Below are 20,467 nucleotides of genomic sequence, written 5' to 3'. Positions count from 1 at the left end.
TTCTCTTGAATGTTAAAATAAAAGTAATTTTATGATGAAAATAAAACCCATTTCAGCTTTTTCTGATAATTATATATGGCTTCTGGTTTTAGGAGAAAAAGCTTTTGCAGTTGATCCTGGTGATGCTGATCCACTTATTGCTTTTGTAAACAAGAATAACCTTTCATTAGAGGGCGCAATGATCACACATCATCACTTTGATCACAGTGGTGGCATAGAAAAGCTTTTAAGTACTTTTAATCTTAAGATATTTGGACCAAAAGGAGGTCATATAAAAGGAATAACTAATCCTTTAGAAGATAATGAAGAATTTGATGTCTTAGGAAGAACATTCACGGCCATGTCTGTCCCTGGTCATACAGATGATCAACTAGCCTATTTCTCTAAAGATCAATTTACTCAACCAATTTTGTTCTCAGGTGATACATTATTTGCAGCTGGTTGTGGAAGACTCTTTGAAGGCACGCCTGAACAAATGTATTCATCTCTAACAAGATTTTCATTACTTCCATTGGATACATTAGTTTATTGCGGGCATGAATATACTCTGGCTAACTTAAATTTTGCTAAGCTTGTGGAACCAAGTAATCAGGATATAAATAAGAGACTAGATGAAGTCAGAGATTTAAGATCAAAGAAATTAGTTACCCTTCCCTCGTCTATAAAATTAGAATTAAAAACTAATCCTTTTATGAGATGTAATACTAGGTCAGTTAAAAATGCTGCTGAAGAATTTTTCTCAAAACAATTAGATAACGAAATTGCAGTCCTTGGTGCAGTTCGAGAATGGAAAGATACAATATAAACTAAAAATCAATGAAAAGGATTTTACTTTTTTTTACTATTTACTTAACAGGATGCGTAAGCCAAATAAATCTTGAACCTACAGCCTTGGAAGATTCTAGCTTAGAACAAGAAGTAACTAACCAAAGTCAAGCTTTAATAATTGAAGTTGATCTTTGGCAAAGGATTAGGAATCAGTTATCTTTTAAAGTACCTGATGGATATACTCCTGCTCAAAAATTCAGAGATAAACTTATTGGAAACCAGCATTCTGTAAATAGAATTAGTAAATCTGGGCAAAGATATTTATTCTATACGGTTTCAAAAGCAGAAGAATTAGGACTTCCCATAGAACTTGCTTTGTTACCTTTTGTTGAAAGTGAATTTGATCCATATGCTCGCTCTGTAGATGGAGCTACTGGTATATGGCAATTTATTCCATCCACAGGTAGGCAATATGGCCTTAAATCTAACTGGTGGTATGATGGAAAAAGAGACGTTATAGCTTCAACAGATGCTGCCTTAGAATATTTAACTGTCTTATCTGCAAGATTTAATAATGACTGGCTCCTTGCTATGGCTGCTTATAATGCTGGACCTACTAGAGTTAGGAGGGCTATAAATAAAAATAAATTGCAAGGAAAAAATACTGACTTTTGGTCGTTAAATCTCCCTCTAGAAACTACTGCTTATATACCTAAATTACTTGTCCTATCAGAATTAATTAATAATCCTGTTTCTTATGGAGTCACCTTGCCGTCTATTCCTAATAGGCCTTACTTTTTAAAAGTCGAAATCCCAGGACAAATGGACCTAATGCAAGCTGCAGATCTTGCAGGAATGAATCCAGAAAGTATTTATGAGCTTAATCCAGGATTCTCTCAATGGGCTACAGATCCTAGTGGGCCTCATTACCTATTGCTGCCAACTGGTATCGCTGATAGATTTGCTTTACAACTTGAATCTATAGATAAAAGTGAACTTGTAAAGTGGGATAGATATCGCATTATACGAGGAGATAACTTGACTAAAATTGCAAGGAATTACAGTATGCAAGTCTCTGTTCTGAAGGAAATAAATCAACTAACTGATGATTTAATTATAACAGGAAAAGAAATAATGGTGCCAAGAGGGCCAGCCTGGACAAAAACTTTTATTCCTAAGTCAAAAAAACATCTAGTAGCTAAGGGAGATTCACTATGGGCTATCTCAAAGAAATTTGATGTGTCTATTAAAGATATTTCTATCTGGAATGATCTTAAACTTAATAAGCCTCTTCAAATAGGACAAGTTATTAAAATATTTTCTCAATACGAAAGAGTTAGAGGTCAAACGCCTCCTAAGAAAACTCAAACTTTACTTTATCCTATAAAATCTGGTGACACCTTAAGCAGAATTGCATCAAAATTCTCTGTCAGGTCAAGCGATATACAGAAATGGAATAATATAAAAGATGAAGAGGTTATATTTCCAGGGCAAGTCCTTAAATTATTAATAGAATCAGGAGCTAAATAAATAATTTTATTCTACTTAACCTTTTTATTTTGATCTTGGATCCAAAGCATCTCTAAGGCCGTCTCCTAGAAAGTTAAGAGAAAACAATGTCATTGAGAAAATTAAAGCAGGAAATACTAATAACCACCAGTATTCTTCCATTGCTAAAGCACCATCTCTTATTAAAAGACCCCAAGAACTCATAGGAGGTTGTACACCCAATCCTAAAAAGCTTAAAAATGATTCTAATAACATCACCTGAGGTATTGTTAAAGTTGCATAAACTATGACTGGGCCAAGAGTATTTGGAATTAAATGTCTAAATATAATTAGAGTATTGCTTACGCCCATGGCTTTAGAGGCTAAAATATACTCCTGTTGGCTAATTGCCATCACCTGTCCTCTAACTATCCTTGCCATTGTTAACCACTCAACTGCGCCTATAGCCATAAATAATAAAACTAGATTACGTCCAAATATAACCATTAATAATATTATTAAAATAATAAAAGGTATGCCGTAAAGGACATCTACTATTCTCATCATAATAGTATCCACTTTCCCTCCAAAGAAACCCGCAACCGTTCCCCAAATCACACCTATAAATAACGCGACAAAAGTAGCTATAAAGCCTACCATTAAAGATATTCTGCTTCCATACAACATTCTTGTTAACAAATCTCTTCCTAGAACATCAGTGCCTAAGAGGTGATCCCAAGATGGCCCTGACGGACCTAAAGATAAATCCTGATAAGAGTAATCATAAGGTGCAATAAAGGGAGTTATTAAAGAAATAAATATCAAAGATAGGATAAATATTCCTCCAAAAACTGATAGCTTATTAGATTTCAGTCTAAAGATAGCATCATGATAAAGAGAATTGTATTCACTCATTATAGATACCCTCTCGTAACTTTGGATTGAAAGCAGCAGCAACAAGGTCAGCTAATAAGTTGAAAGAAACAATAAGAGCTGAGAAAAAGATAGAAGTTCCTAAGATCATAGTATAATCTCTATTAAAAGCAGCCTGAACATAAAATCTTCCTAGTCCTGGAATTCCAAATATAGTTTCTACTACAAATGAACCAGCTAATAGCCCAGCTATAGCTGGACCTAGAAAAGCTATTACAGGAATCAATCCGCCTCTTAGAGCATGAACAATAACTACCCTTGACTCACTTAACCCTTTGGCTCTCGCAGTTCTAATATAATCTTGTCCAAGGACTTCTAACATACCTCCTCGTGTCAATCTAGCGCAATAAGCTGCATAGGCTGTACCTAAAGTGATGACAGGAAGCACTTTATCACCTGGTAGATCCTCCCATCCAGCTACAGGAAACCACCCTAACCAAATACCAAATATTAAAGATAAAGAAGGACCTAAAATAATTGATGGGATACATATTCCAGCCATAGCAGCAGACATAGGTAAGTAATCTACCCATGTATTTGGCCTTAAAGAGGCAATGACTCCAGCAAAAACTCCAATAAAAACTGCAAATATAATTGAATATACTGCAAGTTCAAAAGTTACAGGCAAGCCAGTAAAAATAAGTTCAGTAACTGATCTACCCGGGTACCGAAAAGATGGCCCAAAATCCCCTTGCAATACATTTCCTAAATAGGAAAAATACTGTTCCCATAAAGGAGCATCAAGATTATAACGTTCATTTAATTGAATCAGAATATCTGGGGAAACAACTCTATCAGCATCAAATGGTCCTCCGGGGGCTGAATGCACCATAAGAAAAGTGATTGTGATGACTGCAAATAGAACTGGTATTACGGTGATAAGCCTTTTCCATATAAGACTTAACATTAGATTATTTCTCTAGCCTAATAAACTGATAAGGATGTGTATCTAGAATATTTGGATACCACCCTTTAACGTCCGGGTGCAACATATAAACTCTAGTGTAAGTATAAATCGGGATAACTGGTAATTCATTTACTAATATAGACTCTGCCTCTCTAAATAATTTAAATCTCTCATTTGTACTTTTAGCAGAAGCCGCTAATTTTACCAAGTTATCATACTCAGGATTAGACCAACCAGTTTTATTATTACCACGGCCAGTTACCATCATATCTAAAAAAGAATTAGGATCAGGGTAGTCTCCTATCCAGCCAGCTCTTGAGATAGTAAAGTCTCCTGAAAGTTCTCTAGATAAATAAACTTTCCAATCTACATTAACTAACTCAACATCTATACCTAAGTTAAGTTTCCACATTTGCTGGATGGCTTGAGCGACTTTCTGATGACCTTCACTTGTATTATAGAGTAACTCAACAATTGGAAATTTTCCTTTACTAAAACCAGCTTCCCGTAATAAATTTTTTGCTAGTTGCGGATCAAAGTCTAGTTGAGTATTTGGAAAATAGCCCTTCTTATCAGGGGGTGTAAAAGAAAAAGCAATAGATTGCCCACCTTTCATGACTTTATTTACAATATCATCTCTATTGATAGCTAATGACAAAGCTTTTCTTACCAAGGGGTCATTGAAAGGTTTCTTTAAAGTATTAACTCTATAGTAATAAGTTCCAAAATATGGTTCTATTCTTAAGTGATCAGGATACTTAGTTCTATAAGTTTCTATTTTTTCTTGCGGAGTGGAATATGCTAAATGAAGATAACCAGATCTATACATTCTATCTTCCCTGGAAACATCGTCTATAGGAAAAAAATGAATTTCATTTAAGTCAACAATATTTGAGTTCCAATAGTTAGTATTCTTTTTAACAATTAATACTTTATTTAATTGCCATTCTTTTAAAATAAAAGGCCCATTTCCTATAAAATTTTCTTCTCTTGTCCATTCTGAACCCCTAGTATCAATCTCACCAAACTTCTCTATAGTGGGTCTATGAACAGGGTAACTTGAATAGTGAGTTAATAAATTTAAAAAATAGGGAGTTGGATTATTTAATTCAACCCTTAAAGTCTTAGCATCTACAGCCCTAACTCCAACTTGAGAAAAATCTTTAATTTTGCCTTTATTAAAAGGTTCAGCATTTTTTAAGATGTAGAGCATGTCAGCATATTGAGCTCCTAACGAAGGAGTTAAGATTCTTTTCCAAGAAAAGACAAAATCAGCAGCAGTAACCTCATCTCCATTAGACCATAAGGCCTGATCCTTTATTTTAAAAATATATACTTTTCCGTCACTACTAACATCCCAACTCTCAGCAACGCCTGGTAATGGAGCGCCGCCCTGAGGATTAGCTATCATTAAACCTTCCAATAAGGCAATAATAATATTATGCTCTGGCACGCCAGTAACAATGTGAGGATCTAAATCTTGAGGTTCTGTTCCATTCCCTAAATAAAGAATTTTATCCTCTATAGCTGTTTCAACTGGAGTAATAGATTGCTCGCAAGATATAAAAAAACAAACTAAAAGAAAATAAAAATATTTTTTGATCATAAAATTCTTGTTTTAAAAAAATTAAAAAAAAGGCGGGTAAACCCGCCTTTTTAATTACTTATTGATTACTCAACAGCATAATTTAGGCTTAAGAACACGTATCTTCCTAATGCATCGAAATAAGCTGGGAATGTATTACCATTACCTGGCGCAGTTCCTGCGTTAGAAGTGTATTCAGGTTCTTTATCAAAAATATTACTCATACCAAAACTTACAGTTAAGTTTTCAGTAGCAAAGTAATTAGCTGTAAAGTCAAAATATGTATAAGCATCAAAATCTCTAGTATAACTAGCATTCTGATCATCTGTTTCACCAAGATATCTCAATCCTAAAATAAGATCAGTATCAAAAGATGTATTCAAAGTTGCTGTATACGTACCTGCTAGCTCTGGCATTGGGTTCTTACCACATGATCCGCCCCAATTACCTGCACACTCAATTGCTGCACTTCCTGGTAACTCTATGACATCATACGAATCTAGAATTGTAGTAACACCTTCTAGCGTAAGAGCTCCCCAAGCAGTATCTGTAGTGTAATCAAAGATAATATCATATCCACTAGTAGACTCTTCTGAGATATTTGTTAGCTGAGCACTTATATATCCACCAGTCAACCAAAGTGAACCATTTGCTGGGTTCCTGTTAATCAAGTTACAGTAACCACCAGCTCCAGTTTCTATACATTTATCTAATGCAGTTTTCGCTGAAACTGAACCAATTCCATCTTCTACAGTGATATCAAAAATATCTATTGTAACCGTAAGTCCTGGAACTGAAGTTGGAGTAATTATAACACCTGCAGTAAAAGACTCAGATTCTTCAGGATTAATATTTGGGTTACCTCCACCTTTTATATTGTACTGGTCAGCTGGAGATTTTAAATCTGATCCATAAAAAGCAGCTGGCAAACCAGTATTAGCGCACTGAGCTGCAGTAGCTGATGGAGTACTAGTTGGATCTTCTGGGTCAGCACCACAAGGATCGTTATCTAAATCAACTAATCCATCTGAAACTGCACTATAGAGTTCAGATATGTTACCTGCTCTTTGTGCTGTTTGAGCAGAAGCTCTAATTGAAATACTGTCGTTAATTGTCCAGTAAGCACCCACTTTAAAAGCTTCAGTATCAGCTCCTGTTGAGTAGTCACCTGATCTATAACCTGCATCTATGCTAAGACTATCTGTAATCGGTATACCTAACTCAAAGAAGTATTCATCAACTTCATACTCACCACCAATTGGCAATGTAGCACCACCAGAACCTGATCTATCGCCAGTTTTACTTGCCGTATCTGGTCTAAAATCTGCTTTTAGTTCTTTAGTTTCAAAACCTATAACTAAGCTAGCATTAGCAGGAGCTCCAGGAAAACTAATTCCTGTGTCACCTGATAAATAACCAGACATAATAGTTTGTTTTCCATCACCATTAATAAAGGTTGGTTTTGCAATATAGTCTTGAAGAGCTTGACCAGCATCTACAACGGCTGTCAAACCATCATCTAGATTACTACCACCAAAGAATAAATTATAAGGAATACACGCTGAATCTTGTCCGTTAATAGCTGAAACACAAGTAGGTGTTCCGTTAATATTTACAACATCTACAGCTCTATTTATCGCTGTTACAGATAAATCATTTCTATACTCATTGTTATAGTTAATAGTAGAAGATTGGAAGTAAACATCATAAGACCAATCATCATTGATATCACCTCTCAGTCCTAATGTAGCATTGGTTTGCTTGTATCCAAAAATACTCTGTCTTGGGCTTCCTTCAACATTTCTTTTAAGGTGATACATAGGGGACTTATAAGTATCAATTGTTCCTGCACCAACTGCTTGATCAAGTCCTGCTATATATGCTAAAGCTGCACCACCAGAAGTAAAGTTAGGAGCATGAGAACCGCCGATTTCAACAAAATCTCCACAAATTGTGTTGTATTGCTGTGCAGACATTTGAGCGTTATAACAAGGTATTTGGCTTATATTTCCAAAGGTTCCAGAATAAGCGATTTGAGCGTTTGACTCAGACTTCATAAAAGTTACATCTGTATAAACTTCAGCGTGCTCATTAATTTCATACTTTCCAAAGAAACCTGCATTAACTCTATCATCTGGTCTTTGGAAGAAGTTAGTTGGATTATAGTTATATAGTCTTCCTGCTCTAGGAACAAATTGATCTCCAAAAACTTTTAAATCAAGAGAGACTGTAGGAGTACCATCTACTCTTGTATAACCACGTAAGCCACCAAAATCTGCAAACCTTCCTGGAGGTATGGTAGAAGAACCACCACATCTAGATGCCCCTCCACTTAACGCACACGCACTTATGTCATATTCACCTTGAAGGATTGGCTGGGTGTCTGTATGTTCGATGAAAGCTGTAATGTGGCCTTTTCCATCATTAATGTCTCCACCAAAAGCTATTGCAAACTTACCTGTATCACCAGTCGTAATATCGTCTGGCGCTAAAGCATAGTTATAAGAACTGACTAACGACCTAAGAGAATCATTATCATTTTTATGCTGATAAAAACTATGTGAAGCACTTGCTCTAAAACCTTCAAACTCATCATCTAGAACAAAGTTAACAACACCGGCAACAGCATCAGAACCATATACTGAAGAAGCACCACCTGTTAGAACTTCTACTCTTTCAAGTAAAAGAGAAGGAATTGAGTTCAAGTCAGCACAGTTTCCTCCGCCAGTTGTACCTGGGGCCAAACGTCTGCCATTTAATAGTACCAACGTTCTTCCGCAACCCATATTTCTAAGGTTTGCTGTAGCTGTACCCGAAGCACCATTAGCATTAGTAATAGTTTGTCCAGGAGAGATCTGCGGCATATCATTTAAGAAATCTTCAACACGAGTCAAACCCCTGTTTTTGATCGCATCACCATCAATCACACTAATTTGTGATGAACTGATGATATTAGGATCTACAATACGAGAACCTGTTACTATAACTTCTTCAATTTCGGCGCCTTCTTCGTCTGCTGATTTCGCAGCAAAAGAAAGACCCAAAACTAGAGGAAGAATTAAAAATAAAGAAAATTTTGTTTTAAACATATCACTCCCCAATATATTAAATTGACTCAAAAATGAGATAAAACTACCTTTTTTAATAGTTATTTGAATGTCACTATAACTAACTTATAACTAAAATACCACAAATTAGTAGTAGTCTTTCTATTTTAAAAAAATCAATTATTTTATTTAAAAAATTAAACAGATTAGATTGAATAAGCCTATAATTGAATTTCTTGAAATTAATACCGTTAAGAAAAAAAAATGGATCTTTTAAAAAATAAAAATATATTAATAGTTGGAGTAGCTAATAAGCATTCTATAGCATCTGGCATAGCCCAATCTATGAGTTCCTTAGGTGCTAATTTAGCTTTTACTTATCAAAATGAACGCTTAGAATCAAAAGTAAAGAAACTAGCTGAAAATTGGGGGTCAAATATCTGCCTTCCTTGTGATGTAGGAGATGATATAGCGATCGACAATGTATTTAGTGAGCTCGCAAATAATTGGGATGGATTAGATGGCATCATTCATGCGGTAGGGTTTGCACCAACAGAACAATTAAATGGTGACTTTTCAGATGTTACAACTAGAGAGGGATTTAAAATAGCACATGATATAAGCTCATATAGTTTTATTGCTCTTGCTAAGGCTGCAAAATCTCTCATGAAAGATAGGCAAGCAAGTCTTACTACTTTGACTTATCTAGGTTCTCAAAAAACTTTGCCTAATTATAATGTAATGGGTTTAGCAAAAGCGAGTTTGGAGGCTAGTGTTCGCTACTTAGCATTTTCTCTAGGTAAAGATGGCCATCGAGTTAACGCGATTTCTGCGGGACCTATTAAAACTCTCGCCGCTTCTGGAGTTAAAAATTTTAGAAAAATGCTTTCTTATAATGCAAGCAGAGCTCCCCTAGGGCGAAATGTAACAATAGAAGAGGTTGGAAATGCATCTGCATTTTTAGCCTCAGATTTATCTAGTGGAATTTCAGGAGAAATACTCTACGTAGATGCAGGGTTTAACATCACAGCTATGAGCAATATAGAAGAAATGGATTAATTATCTAAATTGTTTAAAAGCACAATGTCCGCATTTTCTTCTAAGGATCTCTGAACTTGGGAAACCAATGAATTAACTCTTTCTTGTTGCATTAATTTAGTAAATTGGTCAATCTGATCTTCAGAAATTTCAGTGGCTGCATCATTCACTTCATCTAAAGATAAAATGAATATATCTCCATTTGTTTGATTTGAAATAAATAGCTCATTATTAGAGGTCCCTCTTGAAATACCGAAAAGATCTGCCAAAGCTTTATTTGGTAATAAAGATGAATCTCTTGAAACCTCTTTATATGATTGCTTGGTAATATTATTTTTCTTAAGCGCTTCCTTAAAAGAAGATAATTCTACATCATTTATGAAATCAGAAGATTTCTTAAATATAATTTCTGATGCTAATTTAGACCTTAGTGAATCTTGGACTTTATTTTGGACATCTTCAAAAGATAGGATTGTAGCTTGATTAATATCTACCACTTCAAGGATAAAGGCAATACTATCATCTACTTCTAAAACTTCACTTATGCCATTACTTCTATCTTCTGTAAAAATAAAATCTTCTACTATTTGATAATTAAGTTTCTCTTCTAATAAATCTTTACTAAAAAAACCTGTTGTAATAGCTGAAATTCCTAAAGAAGAAGATATTTCTGTAAAATCATTTGATGAATAAATTAGATTATTTGCCTTATCCAACAAACTAAAATAATTTGAGTTTAATTGAACCTCCATTAGCTTTTCCCTTATGGAATCACTCTTTTTAATATAAGTTTCTGGAGAAGGCTGGTTTAATTCTGTTAAGAGGAGAATATGAAAACTATTATCAAGCTCTATTGGTTCGCTAAATTCTCCTACCTTTAGAACTCTAAGCGCATTCTCAAACTCCTTAGGAAAAGATTCACCAGTGCTAACTCCTAAAGAGCCTTCAAAATCTATGGTGGCCTCATCTTCTGAAAAAAGTTTTACTAATTCAAGAAAATTATTTTTATCACTTAATTGTTTTGAAATATCATTAATTAATTTTTCAGCTTCATCTCTACTCCTTTCTTCTGAAATATTAATCATGATATGAGAGGCAGCTCTAGAAGGATTAGTGTTGAAATTTTCAAGATAAAATGCGTACTCTGTTTCTACATCTTTCTCTAAAATTTCAATGTCAGATCTTAGAGAGTTTTTATCTAGTTGTATATAGCGTAATTTTACTTCTTCTTCTTTAATGTACTGTTCTTTTGAGTTTTCATAATGTTGAAGAATATCTTCTGGATTTAACTTCACATTATTTATTTCTACCTCTAACTTAAATGTTACAAAAGATAGATCTCTTGTTTGAGATGCAAGTTCTAATAAATCCTCTATCCTTTTCCTTGAAAAAAAATTGCTATCATATATAGAACTTCTCCAATAATTTAAGGCCTTATCCTTTCTTACTCTTCTGATGTAATCATTAGTAGTAAATCCCATATTTCTTATAACAGCTTCAAATCTTTCTTGACTAAATCGGCCTTCTGATTGAAAAGATGGATCAGACATAAATTCTTTATAAGCTATTTGCTCTGGAATAATTACGTCTAACTCATCTAAATATTGGAGTACCAGCTCTCTTCTTATCAGAGAATTTGTAGCTAAAGCTCTTAATACTTCTTCATCTAAGTCTAGATCATCATAGCGTTGACTAAAAAGATATTGTTGTGCATTAGTTTCAAAACCTAAATCTATGACATTAATATTTTTGCCATTCACCTTTGCTATATTATTAGCATCACTACCAGTGAAAACAGTTCCCCAGCCAAAAAATAAAGCAAAGGTAACAATAATAGCTCCAGCAATTATCTTAGCAAGAACTCCAGAGAGATTGTTTCTTATATTTTGTAATCCTGACAATTTCTATATTGATTAAAATTAAAAAAAAAGCGCGCCTAAGTGGCGCGCAGTTTTAAAAAGAGATTAATTAATTAATTTAATTTATCTTTTAAAGCTTTCCCTGCTTTAAACCCAGCAGACTTAGAAGCTTGAATTTGTATTGTAGCCCCTGTTTGAGGGTTACGTCCTTGTCTAGCCGCCCTATGTCTTACTGAGAAAGTTCCAAAACCTACCAAAGCAACGTTATCTCCTGAAGAAAGAGCTCCTGAGATGGCATCTATGGTTGCATCAATAGCTCTTGAAGCATCTGCCTTAGTTAGATCCGTTTTAGCTGCTACTGCATCTGTTAATTCTGCTTTATTCACATTTATCTCCTAAAATTCTGTTAATGGTTAAATACTTTACTTAAAGTGGTAATTCATTAGAACCTTGCTAGCTAGGGTTGTCAAGAGCCTTTTGAACCTATTTATAATTACTAATGAGTCTTAGCTCTCTTGATGGTATCTTTGATCTTTTTCTTAGGATTCTTATTTCTTGCTTTAGCAGAAGTATTTGATAGTGGTTCGGGCTGTTCTGTTAATACAATTAACAATACTTCATCAAACCATTTAACTGGAATAATCTCTAAATTTTCTGTTATCTTCTTAGGTATTTCCTTGAGATCATTTTCATTTCCTTTCGGGATAAGAACTGTTTTTATTCCCCCTCTTCTTGCAGCTAAGAGTTTTTCTTTTAAGCCACCTATTTTTAAAACCTCACCACTTAAGGTTATTTCTCCTGTCATAGCCACATCTGCTCTAACTGGTATTTTTGTTAAAATAGAAACTAAAGCTGTTGCCATTCCAACTCCTGCACTTGGGCCATCCTTGGGAGTAGCACCTTCCGGAACGTGAATATGTATATCTTGATTTTCATAAAAATTGGGTTCTATTCCCAATGAATCTGATCTAGACCTTACCACGGATAAAGCGGCTTGAATTGATTCTTGCATTACATCTCCGAGAGACCCTGTTTTAATTATTTTTCCTTTACCTACAAAACAGGCTGCTTCCAAGGTTAATAGTTCACCGCCAACTTGAGTCCATGCTAAGCCAGTTACTTGACCAATTCTATCTCTCTTGGAAGCTTCTCCAAATTCAAATTTTCTTACTCCACAAAAATCTTCTAATAAATTTGCATCTATTTTATATTTCTTGGGTGTTTTTTTATCCGCATTCTCTTTTACTACTTTTCTACAAATCTTTGCTATCTCCCTTTCCAAAGATCTCACTCCTGCCTCTCTTGTATAATATCTAATAAGATCTTGAGTACTTTGATTAGAAATTTCTATTTCTTTGGAGGTAAGTCCATTTAACTTAATTTGCTTAGGCACAAGATAACTCTCAGCAATACTTACTTTTTCATCCTCTGTATATCCTGGCAGCCTTATAATTTCCATTCTATCTAAAAGAGCTGTTGGAATATTCATACTATTAGCTGTGCAGACAAAAAGAACATCAGATAAATCATAGTCTATTTCTAAATAATGATCGTTGAATGAGTTATTTTGTTCTGGATCAAGAACTTCAAGTAAAGCTGAAGCAGGATCCCCTCTAAAATCCATACCCATCTTATCTATCTCATCTAATAAAAAAAGGGGATTCTTGACACCAGTTTTAGATAATTTTTGCATTATTCTTCCTGGCATGGAACCGATATAAGTTCTTCTATGGCCTCTTATTTCTGCTTCGTCCCTTACACCCCCTAATGACATACGAATAAATTCTCTATTAGTAGCTCTAGCCATTGACTCACCTAATGAGGTTTTCCCCACTCCCGGAGGTCCTACTAAACATAGGATAGGCCCTTGGAGCTTCTTTACTCTTTTTTGAACAGCTAGGTTTTCTAATATCCTTTCTTTTACTTCCTCCAAGCCATGATGATCTTTATCCAAAATAGAACTCGCTTTTTTTAGATTTTTTTGTAGAGAACTTTTTTTCTTCCATGGAATATTAATAATCCAATCTAGATAACCTCTTACTACTGCCGCTTCAGCTGACATAGGAGACATCATCTTATATTTTTTGAGCTCAGATAATGCCTTTTCTTCTCCTTCTTCTGACATGCCAGCTTCTAATATTTTTTGTTCTAATAAATCCGATTCTTCTAAATCATCTAGCTCTCCTAATTCTTTCTTTAGAGCCTTCATCTGTTCATTTAGGTAGTATTCCTTTTGACTCTTTTCCATTTGATTCTTAACTCTACCCCGTATCTTTCTCTCAACACTGTTCACATCAATTTGAGATTTAAGATAACCGCTAATAATTCGAGCGCTTAATTCAAAACTTTCTGATTCTAAGATTTCTTGTTTCTTTTCAACAGCTAATGAAGTGTGGCCAACCAAAGTGTCTATCAATCTACCTATGCTATCGATAGCAACTATAGTATTTAAAACTTCGGGAGTAGCTTTCTTCGATACTCTAACATATTCTTGGAACTGACTTTTTAGATCATTTATTAAGGTTTTCTCAGACTCAATGTTTTGATTCTCAGGAATAAGTTCAACTTGAGAAGAATAAAATTCTTCCTCATCAAAAACCTTTAAAACTTTTGCTCTTTGCTTGCCTTCAACTAACACTTTAACTGTTCCGTCAGGTAGTTTGATAAGTTGTAATATAGAAGAGAGGGTTCCAATTTTATAAATAGACTTAGAATTAGGATCGTCAACCTGAGGATCTCTTTGCGCGACTAGCATTACTTGCTGATCTGAGCCCATTGATTTTTCTAAAGCCTTCATAGACTTCTCTCTACCTACAAATAAAGGAGTGATGACAGTAGGAAAAATCACAACATCTCTTAGAGGTAACATAGGGCAAGTAAGAATTTTTTTTGTAGTCATATTATTTTTAGATTCAGTTATAAATTAAAAAAATATTAAGCCTGCTTTCCTTCAGATGATTTTTCAAAAACAAGTAAGGGTTCTGACTCCCCTTTTACAACAGAAGCATCTAGAACAACTTTCTTTAAACCAGTTTCAGATGGAATTCTATACATTGTTTCCATTAGTAATCTTTCTAAAATTGATCTTAGGCCTCTCGCTCCGGTTTTCAGTTTCAAAGCTTTATTTGCTATTTCTAATAACGCATCTTTTCTAATATCCAATTCCACCCCTTCCATATCAAAGAGTTTTTTGAATTGTTTAGTTAAAGAGTTTTTAGGATCAACAAGAATTTTAATTAAAGCACCTTGACCTAACTCATCTAAAGAAGACATGACAGGAAGTCTGCCAACAAATTCTGGTATTAGTCCATACTTTACAAGATCTTCTGGTTCTACATTTTTCAGTTGGTCAGTACTATTTATATTTTTTGAAATTGAAGAAACTTTTGCACCAAAACCTATGCCGGTCTCTTCTCTTCTTCCTCTAATGATTTCACTTAACCCAGAAAAGGCACCGCCACATATAAAAAGTATATTTGTTGTATCTACTTGGAGAAATTCTTGTTGTGGATGCTTCCGCCCTCCTTGAGGAGGAATAGCGGCAACTGTACCTTCTATCAACTTAAGTAAAGCCTGTTGAACCCCCTCACCTGAGACATCTCTTGTAATAGACGGATTATCAGATTTCCTGGCTATCTTATCTATCTCGTCAATATAGACTATCCCTCGCTGTGCTTTTTCAACATCATAGTCACAGTTTAATAGTAATTTCTGAATAATATTTTCTACATCCTCTCCTACATAACCAGCCTCTGTTAACGAAGTTGCGTCTGCAATTGCAAAAGGAACATCCAACACTCTTGCTAAAGTTTGAGCGAGTAAAGTTTTTCCACAGCCGGTAGGGCCAAGAAGGAGTATGTTGCTTTTCGATAATTCTACTTCTTCTTCAGAATTTTTTTGTGATTTAGATTTAGATTTTGATTCTGAATCCAATCTTTTATAGTGGTTGTATACAGCTACTGACAGATTTTTCTTTGCTGATTCCTGTTCAATGACATACTCATCTAAAGTATTTTTTATGTCTGAAGGTATAGATAAAGATGTACTCTGAGCCTCATCTAGCTGTTCTATTTCTTCTTTTATAATGTCATTACATAAATCTATGCACTCATTACATATATAAACTGAGGGTCCTGCTATAAGTTTTTTTACCTCGTTTTGATTCTTTCCACAAAATGAACAAAATAGAAGTTTCTCATTATCTGAACCGTCTTTTATATTATCTGCCATAGTCCTTAACCTTTCCTTTGGTTTATTACACTGTCAATTAAACCATACTTAACAGCCTCATCGGGGCTCATAAAATTATCCCTGTCTGAATCTTTTGCAACTTTATCTATTTTTTGACCTGTATGCTGAGAAAGAATAGAATTTAATTTAGCTTTAATGCTGAGTATTTCTTTTGCGTGAATTTCAAAATCACTTGCCTGGCCTGAAAAGCCACCCATGACTTGATGTATTAAAACTCTTGCATTTGGTAAGGCATGCCTCTTTCCTTTAGCCCCTCCAGTAAGAAGAACAGCTCCCATGCTTGCTGCCTGACCAACGCATAGAGTGCTAACATCGGGTTTAATAAATTGCATAGTGTCATAAATAGAAAGTCCTGCTGTTACTGAACCTCCAGGCGAGTTTATGTAAAGGTTTATATCTTTATCAGGATTTTCTGCTTCCAAAAAAAGTAATTGCGCAACAATAAGATTTGCTCCAATATCCTCTACAGGTCCGGTAAGAAAAATGACCCTTTCTTTCAAAAGACGAGAAAAAATATCGAAAGCACGCTCACCTCTAGAAGTCTGTTCTACAACCATTGGTACTAATTGATTCATTATTTTATCCTTATTCATATAAAGTTTTATTAAGTTAAAAATACTTACTTACTATTTATGGGTCACAAATGATTAAATTTCAAGTAATTAATTATTTTTAAGACATTCTTCGTAAGTTAAATTTTCTTCAGTAAAATTAGCTTTTGATAAAATGTATTCATAAACTTGTTCTTCTAAACTTAAAAATTCAATTTGCTTAAGTTGCTCATCGTTTGAATAAAACCAATTTATTACCTCTTGAGGATTAGGATACTGCGAAGATCTTTCTTCAATCAATTTTTTGACATTTTCAGCATCAGGTTTAATCTCATTATCTGAAATAACGGTATTGAGCAATACACCTAATTTAACTCGCTTGGTTGCGTCTTCAAGAAAAGCGTCATCAGGAAAATCTTCTGGTTTTATTTTTTTAGGGTCAACCCCCATTCTTTTAGCAGAATCTTCCTTCATACTATTTATTTCATTAGAAACCATTGTGGGAGGAATATCAAATGGGGTTACTTCTAATAAAGCATCAAAAAGTCTTGTTTTAGATTTATTCTTAATTACTCTTTCAAGGTCATCTTTCAATCTCTTTTCGATCTCTTTTGAGAAATTTTCTTCGTCCTCAGCTTCAATTCCAACACTTTTAAAGAAATCATTATCCATCTCAGGATATTCAGATTTCAGCACTTCAAGAATTTCTATTTCAAATTTTGATTGCTTAGAAGCAAATTCTGAGTTGTGATAATCTTTAGGGAAGCTTAAATCTAGTGTTAATTCTTCGCCCTTCTCTTTCCCAACGAGCCCTTCTTCAAAACCAGGAATCATAGAATTAGAGCCAAGCTCTAAAACAAAATCATTAGCTGTATTTCCTTCAAATTCTTTCTCTTCTATGTACCCTTTGAAATTAATTTTTACTTGATCGCCTATATTAGACTTTCCTTCTTTTAGATTCCATTTACTCATTCTCTTTCTTAAATTTAGAATTGCATCCTTAAGATCTTTCTCTGTTAATTCACTTTTAGGTTTAATAAAATTAACTTTATTTAACTTACCAAGTTTTATTTCAGGATATATGTCAAAGGTAGCTTCAAATTTAACATCTTTACCTTCTGTCAAGTTTTTAGGTTTCAGGGTGGGGGGTCCAACTGGCCTTAAACCTTTATCTTCTACAATATGATAAAAAGAGTGTGATACTGAATCATTTATCACATCGCTCCTTATTTCATTTCCATAAAGTTTTTTTACTAAATCTAAAGGAGCCTTACCTTGTCTGAATCCCTTTATCTTAGATTTTTTTTGAGTATCTATTAATTGCTTATTTACTTTTTCTTCTATTTCCTTAGCAGGAACAGTGATGAGGATTGTTTCATCTAATTTTGTTTTTTTACTAAAAGGTGATTTCATATATTTGTCCTGGGGTGGACGATGGGGCTCGAACCCACGACGACTGGCATCACAAGCCAGAGCTCTACCAACTGAGCTACGTCCACCAAAAAAATTATTCTAACATTACATAAAGAATGTAAACTAAAACCGTATTTTACATACAAATTATGATTCTTTTAAAAATTATTAATGAAAGTTGAAACTATAGTAATAGGTGGAGGTGTTGTTGGTTTAGCTATTGCAGCAAAACTTTCTGATAATGGACAAGAGGTTGTTCTGTTAGAAAAAGAGGCTAGATTAGGAGAAGCAACCTCTAGCAGAAACTCTGGGGTAATCCATGCAGGGATTTATTATCCTAAAAATTCATTAAAAGCAGAATTATGTATATCAGGTAAAAATTTATTATATGACTATGCTAAGCAAAAGAATGTAACTCATAAAAAAATTGGGAAATTTATTGTTGCCAATAAAAAAGAAGATAATAAAAAGCTGAAAACTCTAAAAGAGCAAGGAGATTTCAACGGTGTAAAAGACTTAATTTTATTGTCAAAAGAAGATTTAGTAGAGCAAGAACCAGATGTTTTATCTGAAGGAGCTTTATTTTCTGGTACAACTGGCATGATTGATGCAGCTGAACTAATGTTCTCATTGGAGAATGATTTTTTAAAAACTCAAGGCATGATCTCTTTAAATTCAGAAGTAACGAATATTAATACCTCGCCTAATGAACATCAGATATTTGTTCAAGCTGACGAAAAATTTACAGTTAAATCCAAGAATATCATTAATTGCGCCGGTCTTAATGCTACAAAAGTAGCTAAAAAAATTTCAGGATTAAAGAAATCTTTTGTTCCAGAAATGTATTTTGCTAAAGGCCATTACTACCAACTGACTGGTAAACATAATTTTAACCATCTAATTTATCCTTTACCTAATGCTCATGGTTTAGGTATCCATCTATCTATTGGCCTAGATGGAAGAGCTAAATTTGGTCCAGATGTTACCTGGGTAGATAAAATAGACTACTCATTTGATGAAACACTTCATGATAAATTTTTACAATCAATAAAGTTATATTGGCCTCATATTGATGGCTCTAAGTTACAACCTGATTACACTGGTATAAGACCAAAAATCTATGGCCCTAAAGAGCAAGGAGCGGATTTTGTTATACAGGGAAAGGAAAAACATAACATAAAAGGGTTGATCAATCTCTTCGGCATAGAAAGCCCTGGTCTTACTTCTTCGCTCGCTATAGCTGATAGAATAATGGATTTAATCTAAAATAAAAAATATCTAAAAATAGTACCTTCTATGATTTAAAGAATTAAAGAATTTTAAAATCAATTAAGGTTTCTTCTGTGCCTTCCTTTTCCAGGATGTCATCTACCTCAGAATTCTTAGATCCTTCCCAACAGCTAATTAGGATCTTATTCACTGCCTCTGCATCACCTTGTAAAAAACATTCAACAGATCCATCAGAAGAATTTCTGACCCATCCTTTTATAGAAAGTTTCGTGCAAATATCTCTCAACCATCTCCTATAGCCGACACCTTGCACGGCACCATAAATATTTACATGAACTGCGCGCATAAACTAAAAAATAACTCTATAAAAATATAATCTTCTTTAATTTTTAAAGCAAATACTTTTGGTTAAATATTTAAACTTGGTGGGGCCAGAAGGACTCGAACCTTCGACCCTCGGTTTAGAAAACCGATGCTCTATCCAGCTGAGCTATGGCCCCAAGAATGAGAAAACAGAAACTTTATTAACTTAAAATATATTGTACTATAAAGATTCGATTTATTAGAAACAGTGTGAACTAGTTATTTTAATAAAATTTATAGAGAATATTTTATGAGCTTTAAAGGAAAAATAGGCCTAGTGACAGGCGCAGCAAGTGGCATGGGTAAGATTATAGCTAACAGAATGGCTAAACAAGGGATGCAGGTAGCTACGGTAGATTTAAATATTAATCAATTAAAAGAAGATGCAAAATCTTCTAATAACTTATTTCCTTTCTATTGCGACATATCTTCTTTTTCAAAAGTTAATGATTTAGTAGCCCAAGTGAGTAAGGATCTAGGATCCGTTGATTGTCTTGTCAATGCCGCAGCAATAATGCCCGCTAAACCAATTTTGCTATCCGATCCTACTTCTACCATGAAGCTTATGGAAATTAATTTTGGCGGTACTGTCAATTTAGTCCATACAGTAGTGTCGGAAATGATAAAAAAAGATAGTGGCCAGGCTATTTTTTTTGGGTCAATTGCTGGTCATGTTTTAAATACAGGACTAGGACCTTATTCATCCACTAAAAGTGCGGTAAATAGCTATATAGAAATATTACAGCATGAAATCAGCTCATCAAATACTCATTTAATGCTTGTGGAACCAAATATGGTAGATACTCCATTAATAGATAATGCACTTGGTGATGATTGTCCCAAAAATATAACATTATCTAAGGAGAAAGGAAGACTCAGCGATCCTAATAAAATTATAGATTCTATTGAAAAAGGATTAAAAAATAAAGTCCAAATATTACTGCCTAATGCCGAAGCTAAAATTCTAACTTATGCTCGAAGATTCACTCCAAACCTGCTATGGAAGTTAATTGAAAAATCTAACATTTAAAGAA

Annotated in this window: 16 protein-coding genes and 2 tRNA genes; 5 read left to right on the top strand and 13 right to left on the bottom strand. The window is 34.1% G+C overall.

Annotated features, from left to right (window positions below; genetic code table 11):
* Window positions 1-31 precede the first annotated feature (31 nt).
* Together gloB and P8J93_01165 are read left to right on the top strand one after the other, a co-directional pair.
* Window positions 32-805, top strand: coding sequence for a hydroxyacylglutathione hydrolase (gloB, locus tag P8J93_01170; GenBank protein ID MDG2060412.1), 774 nt, complete (start codon window positions 32-34; stop codon window positions 803-805).
* Window positions 806-816: 11 nt separating this feature from the next.
* Window positions 817-2,298, top strand: a complete 1,482-nt coding sequence (locus P8J93_01165; GenBank protein MDG2060411.1) for a LysM peptidoglycan-binding domain-containing protein — start codon at window positions 817-819, stop codon at window positions 2,296-2,298.
* A gap of 24 nt (window positions 2,299-2,322) precedes the next feature.
* Here P8J93_01165 and P8J93_01160 read toward each other — a convergent pair whose 3' ends face one another.
* From P8J93_01160 to P8J93_01145, 4 genes are all read right to left on the bottom strand, one after another.
* Entirely contained in the window at window positions 2,323-3,171 is an 849-nt protein-coding gene (locus P8J93_01160; protein MDG2060410.1) for an ABC transporter permease, read from the bottom strand.
* On the bottom strand, window positions 3,164-4,096 hold the full coding sequence (locus P8J93_01155; protein MDG2060409.1) for an ABC transporter permease: 933 nt from the start codon (window positions 4,094-4,096) through the stop codon (window positions 3,164-3,166). Before P8J93_01155 ends, P8J93_01160 begins: the two co-directional genes overlap by 8 nt.
* Window positions 4,097-4,100: 4 nt before the next feature.
* Window positions 4,101-5,702 (bottom strand): peptide ABC transporter substrate-binding protein, encoded by a 1,602-nt coding sequence (locus P8J93_01150; GenBank protein MDG2060408.1) that lies wholly within the window; start codon window positions 5,700-5,702, stop codon window positions 4,101-4,103.
* 65 nt (window positions 5,703-5,767) lie between these two features.
* A complete protein-coding gene (locus P8J93_01145; GenBank protein MDG2060407.1) occupies window positions 5,768-8,770 on the bottom strand; it encodes a TonB-dependent receptor in 3,003 nt (1,000 codons plus the stop codon).
* Window positions 8,771-8,992: 222 nt separating this feature from the next.
* Here P8J93_01145 and P8J93_01140 point away from each other — a divergent pair, with 222 nt between their 5' ends.
* Window positions 8,993-9,787: an enoyl-ACP reductase gene (locus tag P8J93_01140; GenBank protein MDG2060406.1), complete on the top strand. Its 795-nt coding sequence runs from the start codon at window positions 8,993-8,995 to the stop codon at window positions 9,785-9,787.
* Here the strand turns inward: P8J93_01140 and P8J93_01135 are convergent.
* From P8J93_01135 to P8J93_01105, 7 genes are all read right to left on the bottom strand, one after another.
* The gene (locus P8J93_01135; GenBank protein ID MDG2060405.1) at window positions 9,784-11,667 is read right to left on the bottom strand and encodes a SurA N-terminal domain-containing protein; all 1,884 of its coding nucleotides are present in this window, start codon (window positions 11,665-11,667) and stop codon (window positions 9,784-9,786) included. The genes P8J93_01140 and P8J93_01135 overlap by 4 nt on opposite strands.
* 71 nt (window positions 11,668-11,738) lie before the next feature.
* On the bottom strand, window positions 11,739-12,011 hold the full coding sequence (locus tag P8J93_01130) for an HU family DNA-binding protein (GenBank protein ID MDG2060404.1): 273 nt from the start codon (window positions 12,009-12,011) through the stop codon (window positions 11,739-11,741).
* Between the two features lie 110 nt (window positions 12,012-12,121).
* Complete coding sequence (gene lon, locus P8J93_01125) at window positions 12,122-14,524, bottom strand: endopeptidase La (protein MDG2060403.1); 2,403 nt, start codon at window positions 14,522-14,524, stop codon at window positions 12,122-12,124.
* A gap of 35 nt (window positions 14,525-14,559) precedes the next feature.
* Window positions 14,560-15,855, bottom strand: a complete 1,296-nt coding sequence (gene clpX, locus P8J93_01120; protein MDG2060402.1) for an ATP-dependent Clp protease ATP-binding subunit ClpX — start codon at window positions 15,853-15,855, stop codon at window positions 14,560-14,562.
* Window positions 15,856-15,860: 5 nt separating this feature from the next.
* Window positions 15,861-16,469: an ATP-dependent Clp endopeptidase proteolytic subunit ClpP gene (clpP, locus tag P8J93_01115; GenBank protein MDG2060401.1), complete on the bottom strand. Its 609-nt coding sequence runs from the start codon at window positions 16,467-16,469 to the stop codon at window positions 15,861-15,863.
* Window positions 16,470-16,538: 69 nt separating this feature from the next.
* On the bottom strand, window positions 16,539-17,840 hold the full coding sequence (tig, locus tag P8J93_01110; GenBank protein ID MDG2060400.1) for a trigger factor: 1,302 nt from the start codon (window positions 17,838-17,840) through the stop codon (window positions 16,539-16,541).
* A 10-nt stretch (window positions 17,841-17,850) separates the two neighbouring features.
* Window positions 17,851-17,926: transfer RNA gene (locus P8J93_01105), tRNA-His, on the bottom strand.
* A gap of 85 nt (window positions 17,927-18,011) precedes the next feature.
* Between P8J93_01105 and P8J93_01100 the strand changes: the two genes are divergently transcribed.
* Entirely contained in the window at window positions 18,012-19,106 is a 1,095-nt protein-coding gene (locus P8J93_01100; GenBank protein MDG2060399.1) for an NAD(P)/FAD-dependent oxidoreductase, read from the top strand.
* Window positions 19,107-19,149: 43 nt separating this feature from the next.
* On the opposite strand, the gene P8J93_01095 is transcribed toward P8J93_01100, so the two are convergent.
* Both P8J93_01095 and P8J93_01090 read right to left on the bottom strand, forming a co-directional pair.
* Window positions 19,150-19,416: an acylphosphatase gene (locus P8J93_01095; protein MDG2060398.1), complete on the bottom strand. Its 267-nt coding sequence runs from the start codon at window positions 19,414-19,416 to the stop codon at window positions 19,150-19,152.
* 77 nt (window positions 19,417-19,493) lie between these two features.
* Window positions 19,494-19,570 (bottom strand) — tRNA-Arg (locus tag P8J93_01090).
* A gap of 113 nt (window positions 19,571-19,683) precedes the next feature.
* Here P8J93_01090 and P8J93_01085 point away from each other — a divergent pair.
* Window positions 19,684-20,463 (top strand): SDR family NAD(P)-dependent oxidoreductase, encoded by a 780-nt coding sequence (locus P8J93_01085; protein MDG2060397.1) that lies wholly within the window; start codon window positions 19,684-19,686, stop codon window positions 20,461-20,463.
* Window positions 20,464-20,467 lie beyond the last annotated feature (4 nt).

The organism is SAR86 cluster bacterium (assembly GCA_029268615.1).
Lineage (GTDB): Bacteria > Pseudomonadota > Gammaproteobacteria > Magnimaribacterales > Magnimaribacteraceae > JAQWNM01.
The sequence above is the reverse complement of the archived record's forward strand: the minus strand, read 5'-3'. Positions and strand labels throughout refer to the sequence as shown.

Coding starts and splice junctions, on each gene's coding strand:
- gloB (MDG2060412.1), top strand. CDS start 32: ATGATGAAAATAAAACCCATTTCAGCTTTTTCTGATAATTATATATGG.
- P8J93_01165 (MDG2060411.1), top strand. CDS start 817: ATGAAAAGGATTTTACTTTTTTTTACTATTTACTTAACAGGATGCGTA.
- P8J93_01160 (MDG2060410.1), bottom strand. CDS start 3,171: ATGAGTGAATACAATTCTCTTTATCATGATGCTATCTTTAGACTGAAA.
- P8J93_01155 (MDG2060409.1), bottom strand. CDS start 4,096: ATGTTAAGTCTTATATGGAAAAGGCTTATCACCGTAATACCAGTTCTA.
- P8J93_01150 (MDG2060408.1), bottom strand. CDS start 5,702: ATGATCAAAAAATATTTTTATTTTCTTTTAGTTTGTTTTTTTATATCT.
- P8J93_01145 (MDG2060407.1), bottom strand. CDS start 8,770: ATGTTTAAAACAAAATTTTCTTTATTTTTAATTCTTCCTCTAGTTTTG.
- P8J93_01140 (MDG2060406.1), top strand. CDS start 8,993: ATGGATCTTTTAAAAAATAAAAATATATTAATAGTTGGAGTAGCTAAT.
- lon (MDG2060403.1), bottom strand. CDS start 14,524: ATGACTACAAAAAAAATTCTTACTTGCCCTATGTTACCTCTAAGAGAT.
- clpX (MDG2060402.1), bottom strand. CDS start 15,855: ATGGCAGATAATATAAAAGACGGTTCAGATAATGAGAAACTTCTATTT.
- clpP (MDG2060401.1), bottom strand. CDS start 16,469: ATGAATAAGGATAAAATAATGAATCAATTAGTACCAATGGTTGTAGAA.
- tig (MDG2060400.1), bottom strand. CDS start 17,840: ATGAAATCACCTTTTAGTAAAAAAACAAAATTAGATGAAACAATCCTC.
- P8J93_01100 (MDG2060399.1), top strand. CDS start 18,012: ATGAAAGTTGAAACTATAGTAATAGGTGGAGGTGTTGTTGGTTTAGCT.
- P8J93_01095 (MDG2060398.1), bottom strand. CDS start 19,416: ATGCGCGCAGTTCATGTAAATATTTATGGTGCCGTGCAAGGTGTCGGC.
- P8J93_01085 (MDG2060397.1), top strand. CDS start 19,684: ATGAGCTTTAAAGGAAAAATAGGCCTAGTGACAGGCGCAGCAAGTGGC.